The organism is Amycolatopsis sp. NBC_01480 (assembly GCF_036227205.1).
GTDB lineage: Bacteria > Actinomycetota > Actinomycetes > Mycobacteriales > Pseudonocardiaceae > Amycolatopsis.
Window position 1 is genome coordinate 6,061,586 of record NZ_CP109442.1, and the last position, 19,469, is coordinate 6,081,054.

Genomic DNA, 19,469 nt, shown 5'->3' on the forward strand with positions numbered 1-19,469 from the left:
CCGGGGGTCAGCCGTTCTGCTGGTTCCGCCAGTCGATCCACGGCTTGACCTTGGACAGGTCGTAGTCCGGCCCGTTCAGGCCCACGGTGAACAGGGAGACGCCGTGCGCGAGGAGCTTCGGGCCCAGCTCGTCCGGGCTGCCCTCCACCCCGCAGGAGCGCTCGATCTCGGCCGGGTCGCGGCCCAGGTCCGCGCAGTGCTGGTCGAGGATCTTCACCTTGCGCTCGACGACCTCCGCGTCGCCGAAGCCGTGCCAGATGTCGGCGTGCTTCGCGACCAGCTTGAGGGTCTTCTTCTCGCCGCCGCCGCCGATCAGCACCGGGATCTTGCGCGTCGGCGCCGGGTTCAGCTTGTCCAGCCGCGATTCGATCCGCGGCAGGGAGTCGGCCAGGTCGTTCAGCCGGCCGCCCGCGGTGCCGAATTCGTAGCCGTACTCGTCGTAGTCCTTCTCGAACCAGCCGGAGCCGATGCCGAGGATGAGCCGTCCGCCGGAGATGTTGTCGACGGTGCGCGCCATGTCGGCGAGCAGCTCGGGATTGCGGTAGCTGTTGCACGTCACCAGCGCGCCGATCTCCACGCGGGAGGTCGCTTCGGCCCACGCGCCGAGCATCGTCCAGCACTCGAAGTGCTTGCCCTCGGGCTCGCCGTACAGCGGGTAGAAGTGGTCCCAGTTGAAGATGATGTCGACGCCGAGTTCTTCGGCCTCCGCGGCCGCGCGGCGGATGCTGTCGTAATCGGCGTGCTGCGGCTGGAGCTGGACGCCGACCCGGAGCCGCCTGTTCGAAGCAGTGGTCATGATCGCAGCGTAAGCCCGTAACCACGGAACGCGCCAAGCCGGACTTGGACCAGCTCCAGCATCGCGACCGCCAGCCGCCGGCCTTTGCCGACCACCGCGCGGCGGTTCAGCACGTCGTAATCCATCGCTTCGATCTCGTCGAGGATGCCTTCGTACAGCGTGATCGCGGTCCGCACACACGGCCGCGATTCGGGGCGCAGCAAGGGAATTCCGGCCTCCGCGCGACGATAGACCGCGCGGTTGCGCGAAACCGCGACAGCCAGCGCGCGCCGTACCCGCGGGTCCGGTACCCGGCGGCGGCGCGATTCGGCGAGCAGCGCGCGGTCCACACCGAACACCGCCAGCTCCTCGGTGGGCAGGTACAGCCGGCCGCGGTCCAGGTCCTCGCCGATGTCCCGGATGAAATTGGTGAGCTGGAAGGCTTCCCCGAGCGCGGCGGCACTCGGGACCGCGTCGGCGAGTGGTACGACCGTGCCGAACACCGGCAGCATCTGCAGCCCGATCACGGACGCCGAGCCATGGATGTACTCGGCGAGTTCGGCGTAGGTCGCGTATTCCGTGACCGTCAGGTCCATCCGCATCGAGTGCAGGAACGCGTCCACCAGCCCGCGTTCGATGCCGTGGCGGCGGACGGTGTCGGCCAGCGCGGCGAGCACCGGGTCGGCGGGTTCGCCGCCGCCGTATACCTCGTCGACCAGTCCGGCGACCTTGTCCAGCGCCACCTCCGGATCGGTGCCCGGCGAAGGGTTGTCGACCAGCTCGTCGGCCATCCGCGCGAAGCCGTACAACGCGTGCGCCGAGGGCCGGGCCCGCGCCGGCAGCAGCCGGGTGGCGAGGAAAAACGTGCGGCCGTGGTGGGCGTTGATGCGGCGGCACTCGGTGTACGCGGACCGCAGGGCGGGGCCGGTGATCCCGGCGGCGTCCAGTTCGTTCACCGGCCGGTGATCCTTTCCGCGGCGAGTCGTCCGGAGATCAGCACCGGCGGGATGCCGACGCCGGGGGTGGTGCCGCTGCCCGCGAGCACCACGTTGCCCGCGGCCCGCACCAGGTTGGCGGGCCGGAACGGGCCGGTCTGGGCAAAGGTGTGCGCCAGCGAGAACGGGGTCCCGGCGGCGAGCCCGCGCGCCGACCAGTCCGCGGGCGTGATCAGCTCGTCGACGGTGAACTCGCCGCCGAACCCGGTGAGCCCGCGCGATTCCAGCGTGCGCACCAGTTCTTCGCGGTACGGGCCGCCGACGCGCGGCCAGTCGATGCGGCCGCGGTGCAGGTTCGGCGCCGGCGCGAGCACGGAGACGATCTCGCCGCCTTCGCCGGCCAGCCCCGGCTCGGTCGCGGTCGGGCGGGTCACGAGCAGCGACGGGTCGCTCATCAGCTTGCCCTCGCGGACGATCTCGGCGAACGTGCGCTCCCACGCGTCGCCGAAGAAAATCGTGTGGTGGCCCAATTTCGGCCACGAGCGGCCGGTGCGCCCGTGCAGCACCACGGCCGAAGGCGAGTACCGCAACGGAAGCACCCGCCGGGGGCGCGCGCCGAGCAGCCGGTACGCCGTGGTCAGCTCGGTCGCGAGGACCACCGCGTCGCACTCGATCCGCTCACCCGAGCGCGTCCGGACCGCGCGCACCCGCGAGGAAACCCGTTCCAGCCACGCGGCTTCGGTGCCGAATCGCAGATCGGCCCCCGCGCGCCCGGCGGCGCCGGCCATCGACCGCGCGATCGCGCCCATGCCGCCGCGCGGGTAGTACACGCCGCCGACGGTGTCCATGTACGCGATGACGCCGTACGCGCCCATCGCGCGCGCCGGGTCGAGGCCCGCGTACAGCGCCTGGAACGAAAACAGCCGGCGTACGCGCTCGTCGCGAAGGAAGGTGGCGACCTTCGGGCCGAGCCGGCCGAAGCCGCCGAGCGCCGCGAGCTTCACCAGTTCCGGCCGGACGAGGCCGAACGGCGAATCGAAGTTCGCGCCGATGAAGTGGTCCTTCTGCGTGGCGTACAGCTCGGTGAGCCAGCGCCGCAGCCGTCGGTAGCCGCGCGCCTCCGCGGGCCCGGCGAACGCCCGGATCTCGGCCTCCATCGCGTCGCCGTCGGTGCGCAGCGCGAGCGTGCTGCCGTCCGCGAACCGCGCGCGGTAGGCCGGGTCGAGCTTCGTCAGCGGGAGGTTGTCGGCCAGTGACTCGCCGACGGCGTGAAAGGCCTCATCGACCAGCTCGGGCATGGTGAGCACACTCGCGCCGGTGTCCACGGCGTTGCCGCCGAAGTCCTGTTGCCCGGCCCGTCCGCCCGGCGTCTTGGCCTGCTCCAGCAGCGTGACGCGGCGGCCGGCGCCGAGCAGGTGCAACGCGGCCGAGAGCCCGGCCAGCCCCGCCCCGACCACCACCACGTGGTCGGTGGGCCCGGTGACGGTCCGGCCCTCCATCAGTACGTCCGCTGGGTCGCCAGCTCGGTCAGCTCGGTCAGCGCCGCCGGGGCCGGCTCGGCCAGGTGGGCCCGCTCGAGCGCGGCCATCGCCGAGGACGTCAGCTCGGTGATGCGCCGCTCGATGGCGTCGACCGCGCCGACGGCCGTCAGCGCTTCGCGGACTGTGTCCACCGCCGCGTCGGACAGGTTGGCGGCGCCGATCGCTTCGGCGATCACTTGGGCCGCCGCGTCTTCACCGCGTTCTTTCGCCAGCTGCAAGCCCAGCGCGACGAGCAGGGTCCGCTTGCCCTCGCGCAGGTCGTCGCCCGCGGGCTTGCCCGTCACGGACGGGTCGCCGAACACGCCCAGGAGGTCGTCCCGCAGCTGGAACGCCACGCCGACGTCGCCGCCGAACTGCAGCAGCGTGCCGATCAGCTCCTCGTCCGCGCCGGCGAGCGCGGCGCCCAGGTGCAGCGGGCGCTGGACGGTGTACGCGGCGGTCTTGAGCCGGTCGATGCGCAGCGCGGCCTCGGGGGAGGCGTCGCCGACGGCCTGCGTGCGGACGTCGAGGTACTGCCCGGCGAGCACCTCGGTGCGCATCGCGCGCCACGCCGGGCGCGCCGCGGCGAGGGTTCCGGCGGGCAGCGGGGCGTCGGCGAACATGTCGTCGGCCCAGGCCAGCGCGAGGTCGCCGACCAGCACGGCGGTGGCCAGTCCGAACGCCGCGGGCGAGCCGAGCCAGCCCCGATCGGCGTGCAGCTTCGCCGAAGCGACGTGCACGGTCGGGTTGCCGCGGCGGGAGTCGGAGGAGTCGATCAGATCGTCGTGGATCAGCGCGCAGGCCTGGATCAGCTCGAGGCTCGACACCACCTGCAGCGCGCCCTCGGCTTCCGGCCCGGTGGCCGCGCCGCCGGCGCCGCGCCAGCCCCACCACGCGAACGTCGGCCGGATCCGCTTGCCGCCGCCCAGCACGAACCCGGACAGCGCCTCGATGCCGGCCGCCACGCTGGGCTCGGTGCGCACGATCTGCTCGCCGGCCCGGCCCAGGAACGCGGCCAGCGCGCCCTCGACGCGGGCGGGCAGGTCGGCGTCGAATCCGGGCTCTTCCATGCCTTCATCATCCGGGGCACCCGGCGGTCCGCTCGCGCCGGGTGCCCCGGATGTGGCGAACCAGACGTCAGGCGCGCGTCCACTCCGTGTGCACGTCGGGCCCGGTGCCGGTGCGCACGCGGAGCCGGAACAGGCCCTCGGGCGCGGGCCGCAGCGTGAACCAGCCGACCTCGTCGGCGGACGTGCTCGCGGCCACCCCGCCCGGGCCGCACAGCTCGACCGCGGCGGCCGACGGCGGGACGAGCTGTCCCAGCAGCGCGTCCGGCGTCAGCTCCACGGAGACGGTGAGGCCGCCGGCGGTGAAGGTCAGCGAACGGTGCCCGCCGGTGCCCGCGCGGGTGCCGGCGGGCGCGGTGGCGGAGTCGGCCGCCAGCTCGGCCAGCTCGGCGTCGACCGAGTGCCAGGTGAAGGCCGATTTCGCCGCGGTGACAAAGCTTTCCGGCACTTCCCGCCGCTCACGCAGCGCGTCGCCGAGGTCGGCCAGCAGCCGCTCGTCGGAGTCCCAGTGGTCCGGCATCTCAGGCTCCCGCCGTGGTCGGGGCCAGCGCGGCGACGGGCGGGCTGCGGCGCAGCAGGCCGAGGCAGCGCAGCCGGTTGGGGCCGATGCCGCCGACCGCCATGCCGAGCTGCTCGCTGATCCGCGCGTACGCCACCGGCGGATCGTCGAACAGCATCTCCAGCAGCCGCCGGCAGCGTTCGGGCAGCGTGGCGAAACCCCGTCGCAGCGCGAGCCGGCGCTCTTCGGCCAGCAGCCACTCGTCCGCCGCCGCGACGGCCTCGTCGGGGAAGGGGTCGTCCTCGACCGGGATCTGGCGCAGCTTCGCGCGAAGCAGGCGAAGGCACTCGTGACGGGTGGTCGTCGCGAGCCAGCCGGGCAGCGCGGCGGGCTCGCGGAGCCGGCCCAGCTGCTCGACCAGCCGCAGCCAGACCGCGGCGCCGACGTCGTCCGCGTCCGCACCGGAGAGCCGGTGCCGGCCGCAGACGGCCCAGACCAGCGGCGCGTACCGCTCGACGCCTGAATCCGGGTCGTCCAGCACCAGTTCGAACGCCTCCGCGGGGCTCACCCGGCCGGGCACGGTCCGCGCCGCCACCATCCCGGTCACCCAGGCGGCGGCGAACGAGGTGCCGGTCCACTTCGCCCAGCCGCCCGGGTAGGCCCCGCGCACCTCGAACCCGACCGCCTGGCAGGACACCCACGGCGCGTCCGGGCTGAACGGCAGCCGGATGCCGTCGCGGTCCATCGCGCCGACCGCGACCACCCCGGGCAGGGCGGCGGGCCACATCGGGGTGGTGCCGGTCAGCAGCGGGTCCGCGGTCTCCCCGTGGTTGCCGGCCGCCGCGATCACGAGCACCCGGCGGGGCAGCCGGTCCACCGCGCGGCGCAGGACCAGCGACGGGGCGCCGTCGAGGGTGTGCGACGCCAGGGAGAGGTTCAGGATGTCGGCCCGGTCGCCGAGCCGCACGATCTCCTGCGCCACCTCCCACTCGGTCGCCTCGCTGGTCGCGCTGTCGAGCGCGCCGTCGGCCTCGATCCGCGCCGCGGGGGCGTGCCCGAGGATCACCGAGCAGACGAACGTGCCGTGCCCGGCCCGGGTGGTCAGCAGCGTGGTCCCCTTCGTGTGCCATTCGCGGGTCGAGACGTCGCGGCCGGTGAACACCGGGTGCCGGAACAGCGGCGTATCGATCATCGCCACGGCGACCCCCGCCCCGGTCATCGCGTCCGCGGCGGGCTGGTCCACCGGGCCCGCGTCCATCGGGTCGCCCACGGTCATCGGCTTCGACCCGTCGGTGCCGATCGCGCCCGTGCCCATCGGCTTGGACCCGGCGGGCTCGACCACGATCGGCCCGATCCCGCCCATGGGCTTCGATCCGGCAGGCGCGATCGCGCCGGCACCCATGGGCTTGGACCCGGCGGGCTCGATCGGGCCCGCGCTCATCGGCTTCGACCCGGCGGACCCGATGGAACCGAGGGTCGACCAGTGCAGGTCCACTTCCGGCTGCCAGCCGCCCGCGGACGTGGCGAAGGCCGCGCGGAGCTGGGCCGGCAGGTCGGCGACCTCGCCGGCCAGGCGCGTCACTCCGGTCAGCCGGGCGAGGCCGAGCCGGGTGTCTTCGACGACCTCCGCCCAGTCCGTTTTCAGCTCGCGCAGCGCGCCGAGCACCACGGCCAGGTCGTCGCTGTCGACGATCAGCTCGTCGGGGAGGGGCTTCAGCTCGGCGGCGAGCGGGAGGGTCTGCCCGTTCGGCTGTTCCGGTGTTTCGGTCATTTCGCCTACATTCCTCTGAGGTGGTCTTCCCCTATCGGAGTCGCGAATGCGCGCTGTGATGCATCACCCCGGCGCAAAAGAACGGGCGGACGCCGCGGTTCGGCTCGCCGACCTCGACCCGGCCCGGGCACCTGGGCCGGCGCGTGAAGCGGTGGCCGCGGCGGTGCGGGAGCGCGACGCGGCGGCCGAGTCCGTCGCCGAGCGGGCCTGGGGACACGCCCTCCTGCACTGCGGCGAGATGGACGACGCGCTGCGCCACTTCCGCCGTTCGGTGCGGTGCGCCGAGCGCGCGGGCTCGGCGGCGCTCGCGGCCGAGGCGCGGATGAAAATGGCGTTCGCGCTGCTGCAACGAGGCCGTCCCACCACGGCGTTGCGGGAAATCGACCTCGCGGTGCCCGACCTCGACGGCGCGACGGCCGGCCGCGCGCTCGCACAGCGCGCGATCGTGCTGCACATGGACGGCCGGCTCGACGAGGCGCTCGCCCAGTTCGACGCCGTGCTGCCGACCCTGCGGGAGACCGGCGACCTGCTCGGCGTCCAGCGGCTGCTGATCAACCGCGCGTTCCTGCTGGCCGACCGGCACGCGTTCGCGGCGGCCGAAGCGGACCTGCTGGAGGCCGGACGGCTCGCGCGGCAGCTCGGCCGCGAGCTCACCGAGGGCATCGTCGCCGAGAACCTGGGCCTGGTGGAGACGTTGCGCGGGGACATCCCGGCCGCGCTGGCGCAGCTCGGCCGCGCCGAGCGGATCATTGCCGAGCACGGCGCGCAGCTGGGCTGGGTGCAGCGCCATCGGGCCGAGCTGCTGCTCTCGGCCGGGCTCGTCGCCGAGGCCCGCGACGCCGCCGAACGGGCTGTCGCCACTTGCCGACGGGAGCGCCGCCTGCTGGGGGTGCCCGAGGTGCGGCTGGTGCTTTCCCAGGCCGCGTCGCTGAGCGAAGACACCGTCACAGCCGTGGCGCAGGCGCGGGCGGCCGGGCGTGAGTTCGCCCGCCAGGGCCGGGCCGCGTGGGCCGAGCTGGCCTACCTGACCGGGCTGCGCGCGCGGTGGACCTCCGGCCCGCCGCCGCGGGTCTCGTCCGCCCGGATCGCCGGGATGGTGCGGGTGCTGGCGGGCGCGGGCTGGCCCGCGGCCGAGCTGGAGGCCCGCCTGTTCGCCGGTCGGCTCGCGCTCGCCCGCCGTGACCCCGAACGCGGCCGCGAGCTGCTCCGGGAGGCGTCCACGGCCCGGCGTCGCGGACCAGCGACCTTGCGGGCTCGCGGCTGGTACGCGGAAGCGTTGCTGCGTAAGGATTTCGGGGATCACGCGGGAGTCGTCCACGCGGCCCGGTCCGGCCTGCGAGTGCTCGACGACCACGGGGCCGCCCTCGGCGCCGCGGACCTGCGCGCGCGTACGGCCGCGCAGCGCACCGACCTCGCCGAGCTGGGCCTGCGCACGGCTGTTGCGGGCGGGCGCGCGGACGCGGTGTTCGAGTGGGCCGAGCGCGGCCGGGCCAGCCGCCTGGCGCGTCCACCGGTCCGTCCGCCGGACGACGAGGTGCTCGCCCGGCTGCTCGCCGAATTGCGTTCCACCGCAAGGGAAGCCGAGAACGCGTCCGGTCCCGCGAAGATGCTGCCTCGCCAGGCCGCGCTGGAACGGCGGATCCGCGACCACATCCGGCTGAGCCGGTCGGCCGGCGCCCCGGCGACCGAGCCGGTGCGGGTGGCCGAGCTGGGCCGCGCCCTCGGCGAGCGCGCGCTGGTCGAATGGCTCCGCCTCGACGGCGAGCTCCAGGCGCTCACCCTGGTCGACGGCCGGCTGCGGCGGCACGAGCTGGGCCCCGCCGCGCGGGTGGCGGACCTGCTCGACCGGCTGCCGTTCGCCTTGCACCGCATGGCTGACGTCGCCGCGGCCCCGGCCTCGGCGGCTGCCGCCGAGCACCTGCTGGCGAACGCCGCGGGCCGGCTCGACGAAGCGCTGTTCGGCCCGTTGCCCGAGCTGGCGGGACGCCCGCTGGTGGTGGTGCCGACCGGGATCCTGCACAGCCTGCCGTGGTCGGTGCTGCCCTCGTGCGCCGGCCGGGCGGTCGCCGTTTCGCCGTCGGCCACGCTCTGGCACGCGGCGAACGCCCGCGAGCCCGCCACCGGCCCGGTCACCGTGGCCGCCGGCCCCGGGCTCGCCGGCGCGGGCGCCGAGGCCGAGGCGATCGCCGCGATCCACCACGTGCAGCCGATCACGGAAGCGACCGTGGACGTCGTGCTCGCCGAACTGGCCAAGGCGCGGCTGGCGCACCTCGCCGCCCACGGCACGCTGGCCGTCGACCACCCGCTGTTCTCCAGCCTCCGGCTGCACGACGGGCCGCTGCTCGCCTACGACCTCGACCGGCTCGGCCGGGTGCCGCACACGGTCGTGCTCGCCGCCTGCGACAGCGGCCGCTCGGTCGTCTGCACCGGCGACGAACTGCTCGGGCTGGGCGCGGCCTTCGTCGCGAACGGCGCCGCGCAGCTCGTCGCCTCCGTGGTGCCGATCCCGGACGCCGAGACGGCGCCACTGATGGTGGAGCTGCACCGGCTGCTCGCCGGCGGGCACCCGGCGGCCGTCGCGCTGGCCCGCGCCCAGCAGGCGGTGCGGGGCCACGGCCCGGCCGCGGCCGCCGCGGCGGCAGGTTTCGTCTGCGTCGGCGCCGGTTCCTGAAACTCACGAACCGGCTGTATCACCGCGTCCGCCCGCCACTCCGTCTGGCGGAGAGGGAGAGGTGAGGCGACCATGACGATCCTGCTGCCGATGCTCGTGACCGTCCTCGTCGCGCTGGCCATCGCACTGGCCCTGCGGCGCCGGAAACGCAAGCACACCAAGGAGAACCTGGCCGGACCGCCCGGCGGCATCCCGGCGTTCCGCATCGTGACGCTCGGCCTCCAGGGCTCGGGCAAGACGTTGCTGCTGACCGGGATCTACCGCCGCCTGCAGACGCCGGCCGACCGCGGCTTCTACCTGCGCGTGCCGCACGAGCAGCTGATCGAGCTGAACCGCTGGTACCGCAAGGCCGCCGACGTCAACGAGGAGTGGCCGCGCGGGACCACCCGCGGCGAGCTGCGCGAGTTCGAGTTCAGCGTGATGACCCAGGTCGGCGCGGACGCCGAGCCCGTGGTGAAGCTCGGTTACCTCGAGTACCCCGGCGAGCTGCTGACCGACCCGGACGCGCCCGGCTCCACCGCGCAGGCCACCCTGCTCAAGGCGATCGCCGGCGCCGACGCGCTGGTCGGCATCATCGACGGCTTCCGCCTGCTCCAGGCCCACAACGGCGACCAGCGCGGGCAGCTGATGCTCGAGGCCTCGCTCGACGCGATGATCAACGCGATGCTGCCGGTGCGCAGCCCGATCGTCTTCGTGATCACCAAGTGGGACCTGCTCGACCACCTGCACCCGGACGAGAACGAGCGGCTGCGGATGGTGCGCGAGCGGCTGATGGACACGCCCGGGTTCGCCGACCTGGTCAAGGTCCACAGCACCCGGCGGATCGTCCGGCTGATCCCGGTCACCGCCGTCGGCCACGACTTCGCCGAGTACCGCGACGGCGCGGTGCGCAAGAACCCCGGCGGCCGGTTCCGGCCGTCGAACGTCGAGGCCGCGCTTTCGGTGGTGGTGCCGGACATCCTGCGCCAGACCGAGATGTCGCTCGACCACGCGACGCGGGCCGAACTGCTGGCCGCGGCGCAGCGCCGGGTGCGGATGGGGCCGGGGGAGGCGTTGCGGACGCTCGGCACGTACGTCACCGGGAAGGCCGCGCGGATCCTGATGTCCGCGGTCGGCGCGGGCGTGATCGCGGAATCCGGCCTGTCGCTGCTGCTCGACACACTCGGCCCGCGCGGTTACGACCCGGCCGAGCACAGCGCCCGGCTGGCGCGCCTGGGCGAGGCGGACCGCCGGGCGGAGGAGTTCGTCCAGGCCCGGCGCCGGGTCGTCGGCGAGCTGCAACGGCAGGTCGCGGTGCTCGAGGCGAAGCTGCCCGACTCCCGCCTCGGCGGCGACCGCTGGGGTGACTGGTGAACGGCGAGGCGTGGCCGTTCCTGGTGGCGCGGGGACGGCGGCGCGGCTACTCGGCGCTGCTCGTGCCGGGCTTCCTCGGCGAGCACGGGTTCCTGGAGGAAACCGCCGTGCCGCTGGACGAAGTGTCCTTCCACACCGCCTCGACCCCGTTCGGCTCGCTCACCTGGGCCGAGCACGCGGTGACGGCGGCCGACGCCGGCGGCGAGCCCCGCGACGAGCACGGCCGCCCGCTCGTCCTGCTGCACGGGTTCCTCTGCCCGCACGGTGAACCGGACGACGCCCGCGCCGCCCTCGCCCGGACGGACTTGCTCGCGCTGGCCGTCTACCGCCGGTTCCTCGACGCCGAGGAGGCGTTCCGGGCGGAGGCGTCGGCGCCGTTCGAGGTCGGCCTGGCCCGGGTCGCGGCACCCCGGTCCGCGCCGCCGCCGCGTCCGCCCGTCGGGATTTCGGCCCCGCCGCGGGAAAAGCCGCGGCGCGGGCTGGTCTGGGCGGGGGCCGCCGCGGTGGTGGCCGGCGCCGTCGTCGCGGTGATCACGCTGGTGTCGGCGGGCAGCGGCCCGGAACCGGCGCCGGCGTGCCCGCGGGACGTGGTGACGCTGTCGCCGCTGCCCTCGCCGGTGGCGACCTGCGTGCTCGACGGGAAGGTCGTCGGCTACTCACCCCAGAAGGCCCCGGTCAGCCCGACCCCGCGGAAGTAGTCCGCCGCCTCGGCCGGCTCGCGCCGCCGGTAGCCGTGGTCGAGGCGGCCCGCGTACCAGCCGCTCGCCAGGTGCCACAGCGTGTCCAGGTCGAGCACGGATCCCTTGGCGGTGCCCGATTCCCCGGCCCATCCGTCCACACAGGACTCGTCGCAGAAGAGACGCTGGAGCGAGCAGGTGCGCCGCACGTCGTCCCACATCCGGGCCGCGGGCACGGGGAAGTGCGCCACCTGCGCGCCCGACGGCGGCCCTTCGCGGCCGACGACCAGCGCGCTCGGCTCGCCGCAGCCGGGGCAGCGGGTCGAGACCAGCACCTCCGGCTCGTCCGGCACCAGGTGCGGGATCGCGAACGAGTCCCACGCGCAGCCGCCCCACCACAGCGTGCGGGCGCCCATCACGGAGAACCCGAGCGGAATCGCCGCGAACGGGTGAGCCAGCGCCACGTGCTCGCACTCGTCCAGCACCAGCTGGCGGGCGGCGTCGAGGCGGTGCAGCGCCTGCTTGGCCACGGCCAGCGAGCCGTGCGCGGCGTCGGCCAGCTCCGGCGCGGTCGGGGGACGGCCGTGCACCGCGAACGCCCGGTACACGGCCACTCGCACGTCCTCGTCCCAGGCTGTGTCCAGGCTCTCGCGGCCGGTCTGAATCCGCGTCGCCGCGGTCGTTAGCTCGCTCATGGCTTCTCCATCGCGTCCGGGCTTCGACGGTACCCGTGGTCAAGGCCACGTGCAGGGACTGCCCGCGCCCGGTTCCGCCCACTAGCATTCCCTTCATGACGTCGGTGATCGAGCGGTTGCAGGGGGACGCGCCCGCGTTCTCCATCGAGTTCTTCCCGCCCCGGGACGAGGCGGACGAGGCTGTGCTGTGGAAGGCCGTCCGCGAACTCGAGCCGCTGGACCCCGCCTACATGTCCATCACCTACGGCGCGGGCGGCTCCAGCCGCGACGGCACCATCCGCAGCATCGCCCGCGTCGCCACGGAGACCACGCTCTGCCCGATGGCGCACCTGACCGCCGTCAACCACTCGGTTTCCGAGCTGCGCAACGTGATCGGCTGGTACGCGGCCGTCGGTGTCCGCAACATCCTGGCGGTGCGCGGGGACCCGCCGGGCGACGTCTATGGCGACTGGGTCCCGCACCCCGAAGGGCTGAAGTACGCCGAGGAACTGGTCGAGCTGGTCCGCTCGCTCGGCGACTTCTGCATCGGTGTTTCGGCCTTCCCGTACGGGCACCCGCGCTCACCGGACCTGGAGTCGGACACGAAGTACCTGGCCCGCAAGTTCCGCGCGGGCGCCGACTTCGCCATCGCGCAGCTGTTCTTCGAGGCCGAGGACTTCCTGCGGCTGCGCGACCGGGTGGCCGCGGCGGGCTGCGACGCGCCGGTACTGCCCGGCATCATGCCGCTGACCACGCTGCGGACGCTGCACACCACCATCAAGCTGGCCGGCGTGCCGGCGCCGCAGCGGCTGCTGGACCGGCTCGAACCGTTCTCGGACGACCCCAAGGCGTTCCGCGCGGCCGGCATCGACCTGGTCACCGCGCTGTGCGAGAAGCTGATCGCCGAAGGCGTGCCGGACCTGCACTTCTACACGTTCAACCGGTCCAAGGCCACACGTGAGGTGGTCGGCCGGCTGGGCCTCGTGCCGGCTCGCGCGTAAATCGCACAAGTCGGTGTCGCCGGATGCCGACAGGCCGGTAGCGTGCCCGGCATGGCTTCCACCGAAGAGGGCGTGCGCGGGATCTGCGACCGGTACGTCGACGACTACGCGGCGCTGGACCCGGTCGCCGCGACCGTGCTCGGCGTCGACGGTCACGACGACCGGCTCACCGACTACTCGCCGGCCGGGCACGCGGCCCGGGCCGCGCTCGCCGCGCGGGCGCTGGCCGAGATCACCGCCGCCGAGCCCGCCGACGCGGGCGAGCGCGTGGCCAAGGCGGTGTTCGCCGAGCGGGTGGGCCTGGACGTCGAGATCCACGAGGCCGGCCTCGACCTGGCCGCGCTGAACGTGATCGCCAGCCCGGTGCAGGACCTGCGCATGGTGTTCGACCTGATGCCGATGGACACCGCCGGGCAGTGGGGCGACATCGTGGCCCGGCTCGGGCAGGTGCCCGCGGCGCTCGCCGGGATCCGCGCGTCGCTGCTGGCCGCGGCGGACGACGGCCACGTCTCGGCGCTGCGCCAGATCGGCAAGGTCGCCGAGCAGTGCGAGACCTGGGCCGGGCTCAAGGACGGGCCGGGCTTCTTCACCGGGTTCGTGGGCGCCGCGGCCGGCAACGACGCCGCCGCCGGGCTGGAGGACCACCTCGCCGCCGCCGCACGCGGGGCGGAGGAGGCGTTCGCGGAGTTCGCGGGCTTCCTGCGCGCCGAGCTGGCGCCGCGCGCGCCGGCCAAGGACGCCGTGGGCGAGGACGTCTACAAGCTGTGGTCGCGGTACTTCATCGGCGCTTCGCTGGACCTGCGCGAGGCCTACGAGTGGGGCTGGGGCGAGTTCGCGCGCATCGACGCCGAAATGCGCGTGGTCGCGGACCGGATCCGGCCGGGCGCCACCGTCGCCGAGGCCGCCGCGGTGCTCGACGCCGACCCGCGTTACCGCGTGAAGGGCCGCGCCCAGTTCGAGGCGTGGATGCAGTCGCTTTCGGACGACGCGCTGGAATCGTTGCGCGGCAAGCACTTCGACATCCCCGACCGGCTGATGGCGCTGGAGTGCCGGATCGCGCCGCCGGGCGGCGGCGTGGGCGCGTACTACACCGGGCCGAGCGAGGACTTCAGCCGCCCGGGCCGGATGTGGTGGTCGCTGCCCGCGGACAAGGACGAGTTCACCACCTGGCGCGAGGTCTCGACCGTCTACCACGAGGGCGTGCCCGGGCACCATCTGCAAGTGGCGACGGCCGTCAACCAGGCGGAGTCGCTGACCAAGTACCAGCGGCTGATGACGTTCATCTCCGCGCACGGCGAGGGCTGGGCCCTGTACGCCGAGCGCCTGATGCAGGACCTCGGCTACCTGGCCGACGACGGGAACCTGCTCGGCATGCTGTCGGAGCAGCTGTTCCGCGCCGCCCGCGTGGTCGTCGACCTCGGCATGCACCTGGAGCTGGAGATCCCGGCGGGCACGGGCTTCCACGAGGGCGAGCGGTGGACCCCGGAGCTGGGCCTGGAGTTCATGCTCACCCGCACGATCACCGACCAGGCCCACGTGCACGACGAGATCGACCGCTACCTCGGCTGGCCGGGCCAGGCCCCCGCGTACAAACTCGGTGAGCGCCTCTGGCTCGCCGCCCGCGACGACGCCCGCCGCCGTCAGGGGGAATCCTTTGACATCAAGGAGTTTCACACCCAGGCCCTCCGGATGGGCGGCATGGGCCTGGACACGCTGCGCGAGCAGCTGGCCCAGCTGGACTGACGGATGACTTCCACCCGGCACGACGGCGACACCTGGGACCTGGCCTCCAGCGTCGGCTCGACCGCCACCATGTCCGCGATGGCCCGCGCGATCGCCACCCGCGCGGACCGTTCGCTGATCGACGACCCGTTCGCGGAGCCGCTGGTGCGGGCCGTCGGTGTCGACTTGCTGACCCGGCTGGCCGGCGGTGAGCTGCCGCCCGGCGACCTGGTCGGCCCGATGGCGATCGAAGTGGCCAAGATCCGGGCGAAGTTCTACGACGACTTCTTCCGCGACGCCGGGGCCGCGGGCATCAGGCAGGCCGTGATCCTGGCTTCCGGACTGGATTCCCGCGCTTACCGGCTGCCCTGGCCGGCTGGCACGGTGGTGTACGAGGTCGACCAGCCGCGGGTCATCGAATTCAAGACCCGCGCCCTGGCCGACCTCGGCGCCGAACCCACCGCCGACCGTCGTGCCGCTGCCGTCGACCTGCGTGACGACTGGCCAGGGGCCCTGCGCACCGCCGGCTTCGACCCGTCCCGCCCGACCGCGTGGAGTGCCGAGGGCTTGCTGGGCTACCTGCCGCCCGAGGCGCAGGACCGCCTGCTGGACACCATCACCGAGCTCAGCGCGCCGGGCAGCCGGGTGGCCACGGAAAGCAAGCCCAACCCGAAGCCGGGTGACGAGGAGAAGGTGAAGGAAGGCCTGAACCGCATCTCCGAACTCTGGCGGGCACACGGGTTCGACCCCGACATGACGAGCCTGCGCTATTTCGGCCCGCGCAACGAGGCAGCTCCTTATCTGACCGGCCTCGGCTGGGAGCTGAACGGGAGCACCATCGGGGACCTGCTCGTCGCCAACAACCTCCCGGTGAAGGACGACGACCTGCGCATGGGCGGAATGCTCTACGTCAGCGGCGTCCTCGGTCGTGAGTGTTCATGACGGTTAGAACCGTCATGAACACTCACGAGCACTAAAACCCTTGGCCCCACCCGGTTCCCGTCACTAGGCTCCCGCCCGTGCATCGGATCTTCCTCGTCACCCCGCCGCCCCGCGCCTGAGCGGGGTGGTGCCTGCCGCGGAGCCGGTTCCGCGGCTGTTGAGTGCTGCCGTAGTACGGCCTGAAGTCCGCCCCGCGTCGTCGAACGTCCTGGATTCCTTCGACGCTGGAGCGTTTTCCGATGTCTCTTTCGATTGCTTCGCCTGCGCGCGCCCGTTCGTCGGCCGCGTTGGTGCTCGCCGGGGTGCTGTGGGGCACCGGCGGGCTCGCCGGTTCGCTGCTGGGCCAGCTCGCCGGGCTGCACCCGTTGGCCGTGGCCGCGTACCGCCTGCTGGTCGGCGGCGTCACCGCTTCCGCGTACGTCGCCCTCACCGGCGGCCTGCGCGACCTGCCGCGCACACCCGAAGCATTACGCCGCCTAATCGCGGTGGGCGCCCTGTTCGCCTTGTTCCAGACCAGCTACTTCGCCGCTGTCTCGCTCAGCTCCGTCAGCACGGCGACGATGACCACGATCGGCGCCGCACCCGTTGTGCTCACTGTGGTTTCCGCGGTTCGGAAGCGTCGCGCGCCCCGGCTGTGGACGCTGGTGTCCGTCGGCGGCGCCGTCGCGGGTTTGGTGCTGTTGCGCTGGTCGCCGGAGACCGCGACGTCACCCGCGCGGCTGGCCGGCGGCCTCGGTTTCGCGCTGCTCGCGGCGGCCGGGTTCGCCGTGCTCACGCTCGTCACGGCGGAGCCTGTCGACGGTCTGGAACCGTTGGCCACCACGGCATTCGGCTGCCTGGCCGGCGGCCTGCTGCTCACGCCCGCCGCGGTGTGGCTCGGCATGGGCCTGCCCGCCCGTGCCGACGTGCTGCTGCTGGCCGTGTACTTCGGTGCCGTCCCGACGGCCGTCGCGTACGCCGCGTATTTCCGCGGCCTCGGCGGCGCCCACCCGGTGCTGGGCGCGCTGTCCGCGTTGCTGGAGCCGCTCACCGCGACCGTGCTTTCGGTCGTCTTCCTGCACGACCGTCTGAGCGCGCTCGCGTGGGGCGGCGCGGTGCTGCTCGTCGCGGCGCTCGCGGTCGGCTACTGGCGCCCGGAACCGAGGTGACTCAGGGCGCTTCGAGTGGCAGGGCACGGCCGAGGATCGCGAACGGCCGCGGGTCGCCGGTGAAGTGGTAGTCGCGCAGCACGTCGAGGAAACCCAAGCGGCGGTACAGCTTCCACGCCCGGCTGGTGCCCTCGGGCGTGGACAGCAGGACGTTGGCGCTCGGCACCCCGTCGAGCAGCCGCCGCAGCAGGTCCTCGCCGATGCCCTTGCCCTGGTTCTCCGGGCGCACGTGGATCTCGGTCAGCTCGAAGTAGTCGGTGAGCCAGCGGTCGGCCTCCGGCGCGCCCGAGCGGCGGGTCAGCCCCTGGCGCACCTGCTCGTGCCACCACTGCCCGGCGCGGCCCTTGTACCCGTAGGCGATGCCGAGCAGCTGGTCGTCGGCGTCGAGGGCGGCCATGCAGCGCCAGCCCGCGCGCAACGCGTGCGTCAGCCACATCGGCGCCCGCTGCTCGGCGGTGCCGTCCGGGTAGCGCATCGCGGTCACGTAGATGGCCAGCGCTTCGGGCAGGCGCGCGCGGAACTCGTCCGCGGAAAGCTGGACGTAGCGGAAGCACCCGGAGGACGTCGCGGTCACGATCGGTCATCCTTCTCTTCGCCCGCCAGCGCTCCGGCGGTGGCCCCGGTCAGCTCCGCCAGGCCGTCGAAGGTCGTCGGGAAGACCGACTTCGGGTGCCCGGCCGCGGCCCACACCACGTCGTACGCGCGCAGTGCCGTGTCCACGAGCGTCACCAGTTTCGCCGGGTGTCCGACGGGCGCGACGCCGCCGATGGGCTGACCCGTGTGCTCGCGGACGAAGGCCGCGTCGGCCTTGCCGACTTCGGTGAGGCCGGAGAGCTCTGCCAGCCGGGCCGGGTCGGCGCGGTGGGCGCCCGAGGTGAGGGCGAGCAGCGCCGTCTCCGCGCCGTCGGCGGTGCGGGCGCGGAAGACCAGGCTGTTCGCGATGGCGCCGACCGGGACGCCGAGTGCTTCCGCGGCCTGCGCGGCGGTGCGGACTTCGGCGGGCAGCACGCGGACGCCGTCGGCGGCGGCCTGCTGGCCGGACTCGGCCAGCACGGCTGTGACCTTGGCGACGGCGGGATGGTCGAGCGAGCTCATGCGGTTATGAGACCACGCCACCGGCACCGTGTCCCGCGCCACGCCCCCGGAATCCACCGGCGGGGTTGAGCGAACGCGGCACCTGGGGTTACTCTGGAAATCGTTCGAACAGACGTTCGACACTGGTGAGCGCGCACCGGCCGGTGCCCGGCGCGAGGGCGGGGGAAGCGCCTCCGCTCCGGGCACCGGGCCGGGGCTCACCCGAGCAGGAGGAGGGTTGTCATGTCCGTCTCGGTCGTGTCCCCCGCGGACCCCGGGCAGCCGCAGCTGCCCCTGTCGCTGCGGCCGCCCGCGCCGCCGGCCGCGGTCGCCCTGCTCGCCCAGGCCAAGCGCGGGCTGGCCGAAGCCGGGCGCGAGCGCGACCCGGCGGAGCGGTTCATCGGGGCTTACCTGTCCGCGCTGCGCGGCGCCGCGGCGGTGCTCGCCGCCCGCGGCCGCCCGGGTCGCGGACGGTCCCGCCCGGCCAGCGGCTGGGTGCTGCTCGACGCCGTCGCGCCCGAGCTGCGGGAGTGGTCGGCGTTCTTCGCGGCCAACTCGGCCACCCGGGCCGCCGCGGAGGCCGGCATCACCGGCCGGGTCACCGCCGAGTCGGCGGCGGACCTGCTGCGCGCCACGTCGCTGTTCCTCGAGGTCGTCCGCCGTGTCGTGCACGGAGAACCGGTCACCGGCGAAGCCCATGTCGCGTGAGCTCGGTCCGGTCGACCATGGCCGGTTGCTCGAAGCCCTCGGGATCGAGGCGAGGGTGCTCGGGGAGGTGGCCCACGAGGCGTCGCCCGACAGCCCGGTGCCCACCGCCCCGGGCTGGACGCTGGGTGAGCTGCTCCGGCACGTCGGCAGCATCTACCGGCTCGCGCTGGGCTGGATGACCGAAGGGCGCCGCCCCGTCCACTGGCAGCGCGGCCCCCTGCCGGGCGAGCCGGTGGCCGGGTACTTCGACGCCGGCCGGGAGGCGCTGCTGGCCGAACTGTCCGCGCACGACCCAGCGGCGCGCGCGTCCACCTGGTGGCCCGCGGACCCGACGTACGGCTTCTGGCGCCGCCGCATGCTGCACGAAACCCTGATCCACCGCTACGACGCCGAGCGCGCGGCGGACGTTGAGCACGCCACGGTCCCGGACGACCTGGCCGCCGACGGCGTCGACGAGGTCCTCACCCTGTACTTCGACCAGAAGCTCGCCACCATGGGCCTGGCCGGCACCCGCCACGGCACGGTGGGAATCCGCACCGGCGGGCACAGCTGGATCGCCCGCGCGGGCCCCGACGAGACATCCGCCTGGCGCTGTTCCGCCGAGGAAGCCGCCGCGGCGGACGAACTGGTCGAAGCCGAGGCATCGAGGGTCTACCTGTGGCTCTGGGGCCGCGCGGCCCCGACCGCCGTAACCGTCACCGGCGGCCACGACCTGGCCGCCCAGGTATGGGCCCTCCTGCGGCTGGCCACCCGCTGAAACACCGCTGAACACCCGCTGGGACCGGAGAGTGGGGAAGCTTTTCCGGTTCCGCCAGCGGCTTCTGTCCGGCGGCTTCTGTTCCGCGGGGGCCTACCGCCTCACGGCCGAACCCATCTCGACACTCACCTAGACGGCGGTTTCAGTCGGCGGCGAACCCGCCGCTGAACCCGCA

Annotated in this window: 18 protein-coding genes; 9 read left to right on the top strand and 9 right to left on the bottom strand. The window is 73.9% G+C overall.

The features are described from left to right. Positions 1 to 7: 7 nt before the first annotated feature. From OG371_RS29010 to OG371_RS29035, 6 genes are all read right to left on the bottom strand, one after another. Positions 8 to 796: an LLM class F420-dependent oxidoreductase gene (locus tag OG371_RS29010; RefSeq protein ID WP_329058449.1), complete on the bottom strand. Its 789-nt coding sequence runs from the start codon at positions 794 to 796 to the stop codon at positions 8 to 10. Next, positions 793 to 1,731 carry a phytoene/squalene synthase family protein gene (locus OG371_RS29015; RefSeq protein ID WP_329058450.1) on the bottom strand — a complete coding sequence of 313 codons (939 nt, stop codon included), beginning with the start codon at positions 1,729 to 1,731 and terminating at the stop codon, positions 793 to 795. Before OG371_RS29015 ends, OG371_RS29010 begins: the two co-directional genes overlap by 4 nt. Beyond that, complete coding sequence (gene crtI / locus OG371_RS29020) at positions 1,728 to 3,209, bottom strand: phytoene desaturase family protein (RefSeq protein WP_329058451.1); 1,482 nt, start codon at positions 3,207 to 3,209, stop codon at positions 1,728 to 1,730. Before crtI ends, OG371_RS29015 begins: the two co-directional genes overlap by 4 nt. Beyond that, positions 3,209 to 4,300 (bottom strand): polyprenyl synthetase family protein, encoded by a 1,092-nt coding sequence (locus OG371_RS29025; protein ID WP_329058452.1) that lies wholly within the window; start codon positions 4,298 to 4,300, stop codon positions 3,209 to 3,211. Before OG371_RS29025 ends, crtI begins: the two co-directional genes overlap by 1 nt. Before the next feature lie 67 nt (positions 4,301 to 4,367). After that, complete coding sequence (locus tag OG371_RS29030; RefSeq protein ID WP_329058453.1) at positions 4,368 to 4,817, bottom strand: hypothetical protein; 450 nt, start codon at positions 4,815 to 4,817, stop codon at positions 4,368 to 4,370. Position 4,818: 1 nt separating this feature from the next. Beyond that, entirely contained in the window at positions 4,819 to 6,567 is a 1,749-nt protein-coding gene (locus OG371_RS29035) for a sigma-70 family RNA polymerase sigma factor (protein ID WP_329058455.1), read from the bottom strand. 46 nt (positions 6,568 to 6,613) lie between these two features. Between OG371_RS29035 and OG371_RS29040 the strand changes: the two genes are divergently transcribed. From OG371_RS29040 to OG371_RS29050, 3 genes are all read left to right on the top strand, one after another. Next, positions 6,614 to 9,238 carry a CHAT domain-containing protein gene (locus OG371_RS29040; RefSeq protein WP_329058456.1) on the top strand — a complete coding sequence of 875 codons (2,625 nt, stop codon included), beginning with the start codon at positions 6,614 to 6,616 and terminating at the stop codon, positions 9,236 to 9,238. A gap of 72 nt (positions 9,239 to 9,310) precedes the next feature. Next, the gene (locus OG371_RS29045) at positions 9,311 to 10,591 is read left to right on the top strand and encodes a hypothetical protein (RefSeq protein ID WP_329058457.1); all 1,281 of its coding nucleotides are present in this window, start codon (positions 9,311 to 9,313) and stop codon (positions 10,589 to 10,591) included. After that, the gene (locus OG371_RS29050; RefSeq protein WP_329058458.1) at positions 10,588 to 11,289 is read left to right on the top strand and encodes a hypothetical protein; all 702 of its coding nucleotides are present in this window, start codon (positions 10,588 to 10,590) and stop codon (positions 11,287 to 11,289) included. The genes OG371_RS29045 and OG371_RS29050 overlap by 4 nt, the downstream gene beginning before the upstream one ends. Here OG371_RS29050 and merB read toward each other — a convergent pair. After that, the gene (gene merB, locus OG371_RS29055) at positions 11,244 to 11,963 is read right to left on the bottom strand and encodes an organomercurial lyase (RefSeq protein ID WP_329058459.1); all 720 of its coding nucleotides are present in this window, start codon (positions 11,961 to 11,963) and stop codon (positions 11,244 to 11,246) included. The two genes, OG371_RS29050 and merB, sit on opposite strands and share 46 nt — an antisense overlap. 95 nt (positions 11,964 to 12,058) lie before the next feature. Between merB and metF the strand changes: the two genes are divergently transcribed. From metF to OG371_RS29075, 4 genes are all read left to right on the top strand, one after another. Next, positions 12,059 to 12,943, top strand: coding sequence for a methylenetetrahydrofolate reductase [NAD(P)H] (gene metF, locus OG371_RS29060; RefSeq protein WP_329058460.1), 885 nt, complete (start codon positions 12,059 to 12,061; stop codon positions 12,941 to 12,943). Between the two features lie 51 nt (positions 12,944 to 12,994). Next, positions 12,995 to 14,686, top strand: coding sequence for a DUF885 domain-containing protein (locus OG371_RS29065; protein ID WP_329058461.1), 1,692 nt, complete (start codon positions 12,995 to 12,997; stop codon positions 14,684 to 14,686). Between the two features lie 3 nt (positions 14,687 to 14,689). Beyond that, positions 14,690 to 15,607, top strand: a complete 918-nt coding sequence (locus OG371_RS29070; RefSeq protein ID WP_329058462.1) for a class I SAM-dependent methyltransferase — start codon at positions 14,690 to 14,692, stop codon at positions 15,605 to 15,607. A 239-nt stretch (positions 15,608 to 15,846) separates the two neighbouring features. Beyond that, positions 15,847 to 16,755, top strand: coding sequence for a DMT family transporter (locus tag OG371_RS29075; protein ID WP_329058463.1), 909 nt, complete (start codon positions 15,847 to 15,849; stop codon positions 16,753 to 16,755). 1 nt (position 16,756) lies between these two features. On the opposite strand, the gene OG371_RS29080 is transcribed toward OG371_RS29075, so the two are convergent. After that, a complete protein-coding gene (locus OG371_RS29080) occupies positions 16,757 to 17,329 on the bottom strand; it encodes a GNAT family N-acetyltransferase (RefSeq protein ID WP_329058464.1) in 573 nt (190 codons plus the stop codon). Continuing rightward, positions 17,326 to 17,850 (bottom strand): YbaK/EbsC family protein, encoded by a 525-nt coding sequence (locus OG371_RS29085; RefSeq protein WP_329058465.1) that lies wholly within the window; start codon positions 17,848 to 17,850, stop codon positions 17,326 to 17,328. The genes OG371_RS29080 and OG371_RS29085 overlap by 4 nt, the downstream gene beginning before the upstream one ends. A gap of 222 nt (positions 17,851 to 18,072) precedes the next feature. Here OG371_RS29085 and OG371_RS29090 point away from each other — a divergent pair, with 222 nt between their 5' ends. Both OG371_RS29090 and OG371_RS29095 read left to right on the top strand, forming a co-directional pair. After that, entirely contained in the window at positions 18,073 to 18,537 is a 465-nt protein-coding gene (locus OG371_RS29090; RefSeq protein WP_329058467.1) for an SAV_6107 family HEPN domain-containing protein, read from the top strand. Beyond that, positions 18,527 to 19,294 carry a maleylpyruvate isomerase N-terminal domain-containing protein gene (locus OG371_RS29095; protein WP_329058468.1) on the top strand — a complete coding sequence of 256 codons (768 nt, stop codon included), beginning with the start codon at positions 18,527 to 18,529 and terminating at the stop codon, positions 19,292 to 19,294. The genes OG371_RS29090 and OG371_RS29095 overlap by 11 nt, the downstream gene beginning before the upstream one ends. Positions 19,295 to 19,469 lie beyond the last annotated feature (175 nt).

What these genes read in the sequence shown, in the direction of transcription:
- OG371_RS29025 (WP_329058452.1), bottom strand. Translation starts at nt 4,300, where the DNA reads ATGGAAGAGCCCGGATTCGACGCCGACCTGCCCGCCCGCGTCGAGGGC.
- OG371_RS29035 (WP_329058455.1), bottom strand. Translation starts at nt 6,567, where the DNA reads ATGACCGAAACACCGGAACAGCCGAACGGGCAGACCCTCCCGCTCGCC.
- OG371_RS29030 (WP_329058453.1), bottom strand. Translation starts at nt 4,817, where the DNA reads ATGCCGGACCACTGGGACTCCGACGAGCGGCTGCTGGCCGACCTCGGC.
- OG371_RS29085 (WP_329058465.1), bottom strand. Translation starts at nt 17,850, where the DNA reads ATGAGCTCGCTCGACCATCCCGCCGTCGCCAAGGTCACAGCCGTGCTG.
- crtI (WP_329058451.1), bottom strand. Translation starts at nt 3,209, where the DNA reads ATGGAGGGCCGGACCGTCACCGGGCCCACCGACCACGTGGTGGTGGTC.
- OG371_RS29090 (WP_329058467.1), top strand. Translation starts at nt 18,073, where the DNA reads ATGTCCGTCTCGGTCGTGTCCCCCGCGGACCCCGGGCAGCCGCAGCTG.
- OG371_RS29095 (WP_329058468.1), top strand. Translation starts at nt 18,527, where the DNA reads ATGTCGCGTGAGCTCGGTCCGGTCGACCATGGCCGGTTGCTCGAAGCC.
- merB (WP_329058459.1), bottom strand. Translation starts at nt 11,963, where the DNA reads ATGAGCGAGCTAACGACCGCGGCGACGCGGATTCAGACCGGCCGCGAG.
- OG371_RS29040 (WP_329058456.1), top strand. Translation starts at nt 6,614, where the DNA reads ATGCGCGCTGTGATGCATCACCCCGGCGCAAAAGAACGGGCGGACGCC.
- OG371_RS29010 (WP_329058449.1), bottom strand. Translation starts at nt 796, where the DNA reads ATGACCACTGCTTCGAACAGGCGGCTCCGGGTCGGCGTCCAGCTCCAG.
- OG371_RS29075 (WP_329058463.1), top strand. Translation starts at nt 15,847, where the DNA reads ATGTCTCTTTCGATTGCTTCGCCTGCGCGCGCCCGTTCGTCGGCCGCG.
- metF (WP_329058460.1), top strand. Translation starts at nt 12,059, where the DNA reads ATGACGTCGGTGATCGAGCGGTTGCAGGGGGACGCGCCCGCGTTCTCC.
- OG371_RS29070 (WP_329058462.1), top strand. Translation starts at nt 14,690, where the DNA reads ATGACTTCCACCCGGCACGACGGCGACACCTGGGACCTGGCCTCCAGC.
- OG371_RS29065 (WP_329058461.1), top strand. Translation starts at nt 12,995, where the DNA reads ATGGCTTCCACCGAAGAGGGCGTGCGCGGGATCTGCGACCGGTACGTC.
- OG371_RS29045 (WP_329058457.1), top strand. Translation starts at nt 9,311, where the DNA reads ATGACGATCCTGCTGCCGATGCTCGTGACCGTCCTCGTCGCGCTGGCC.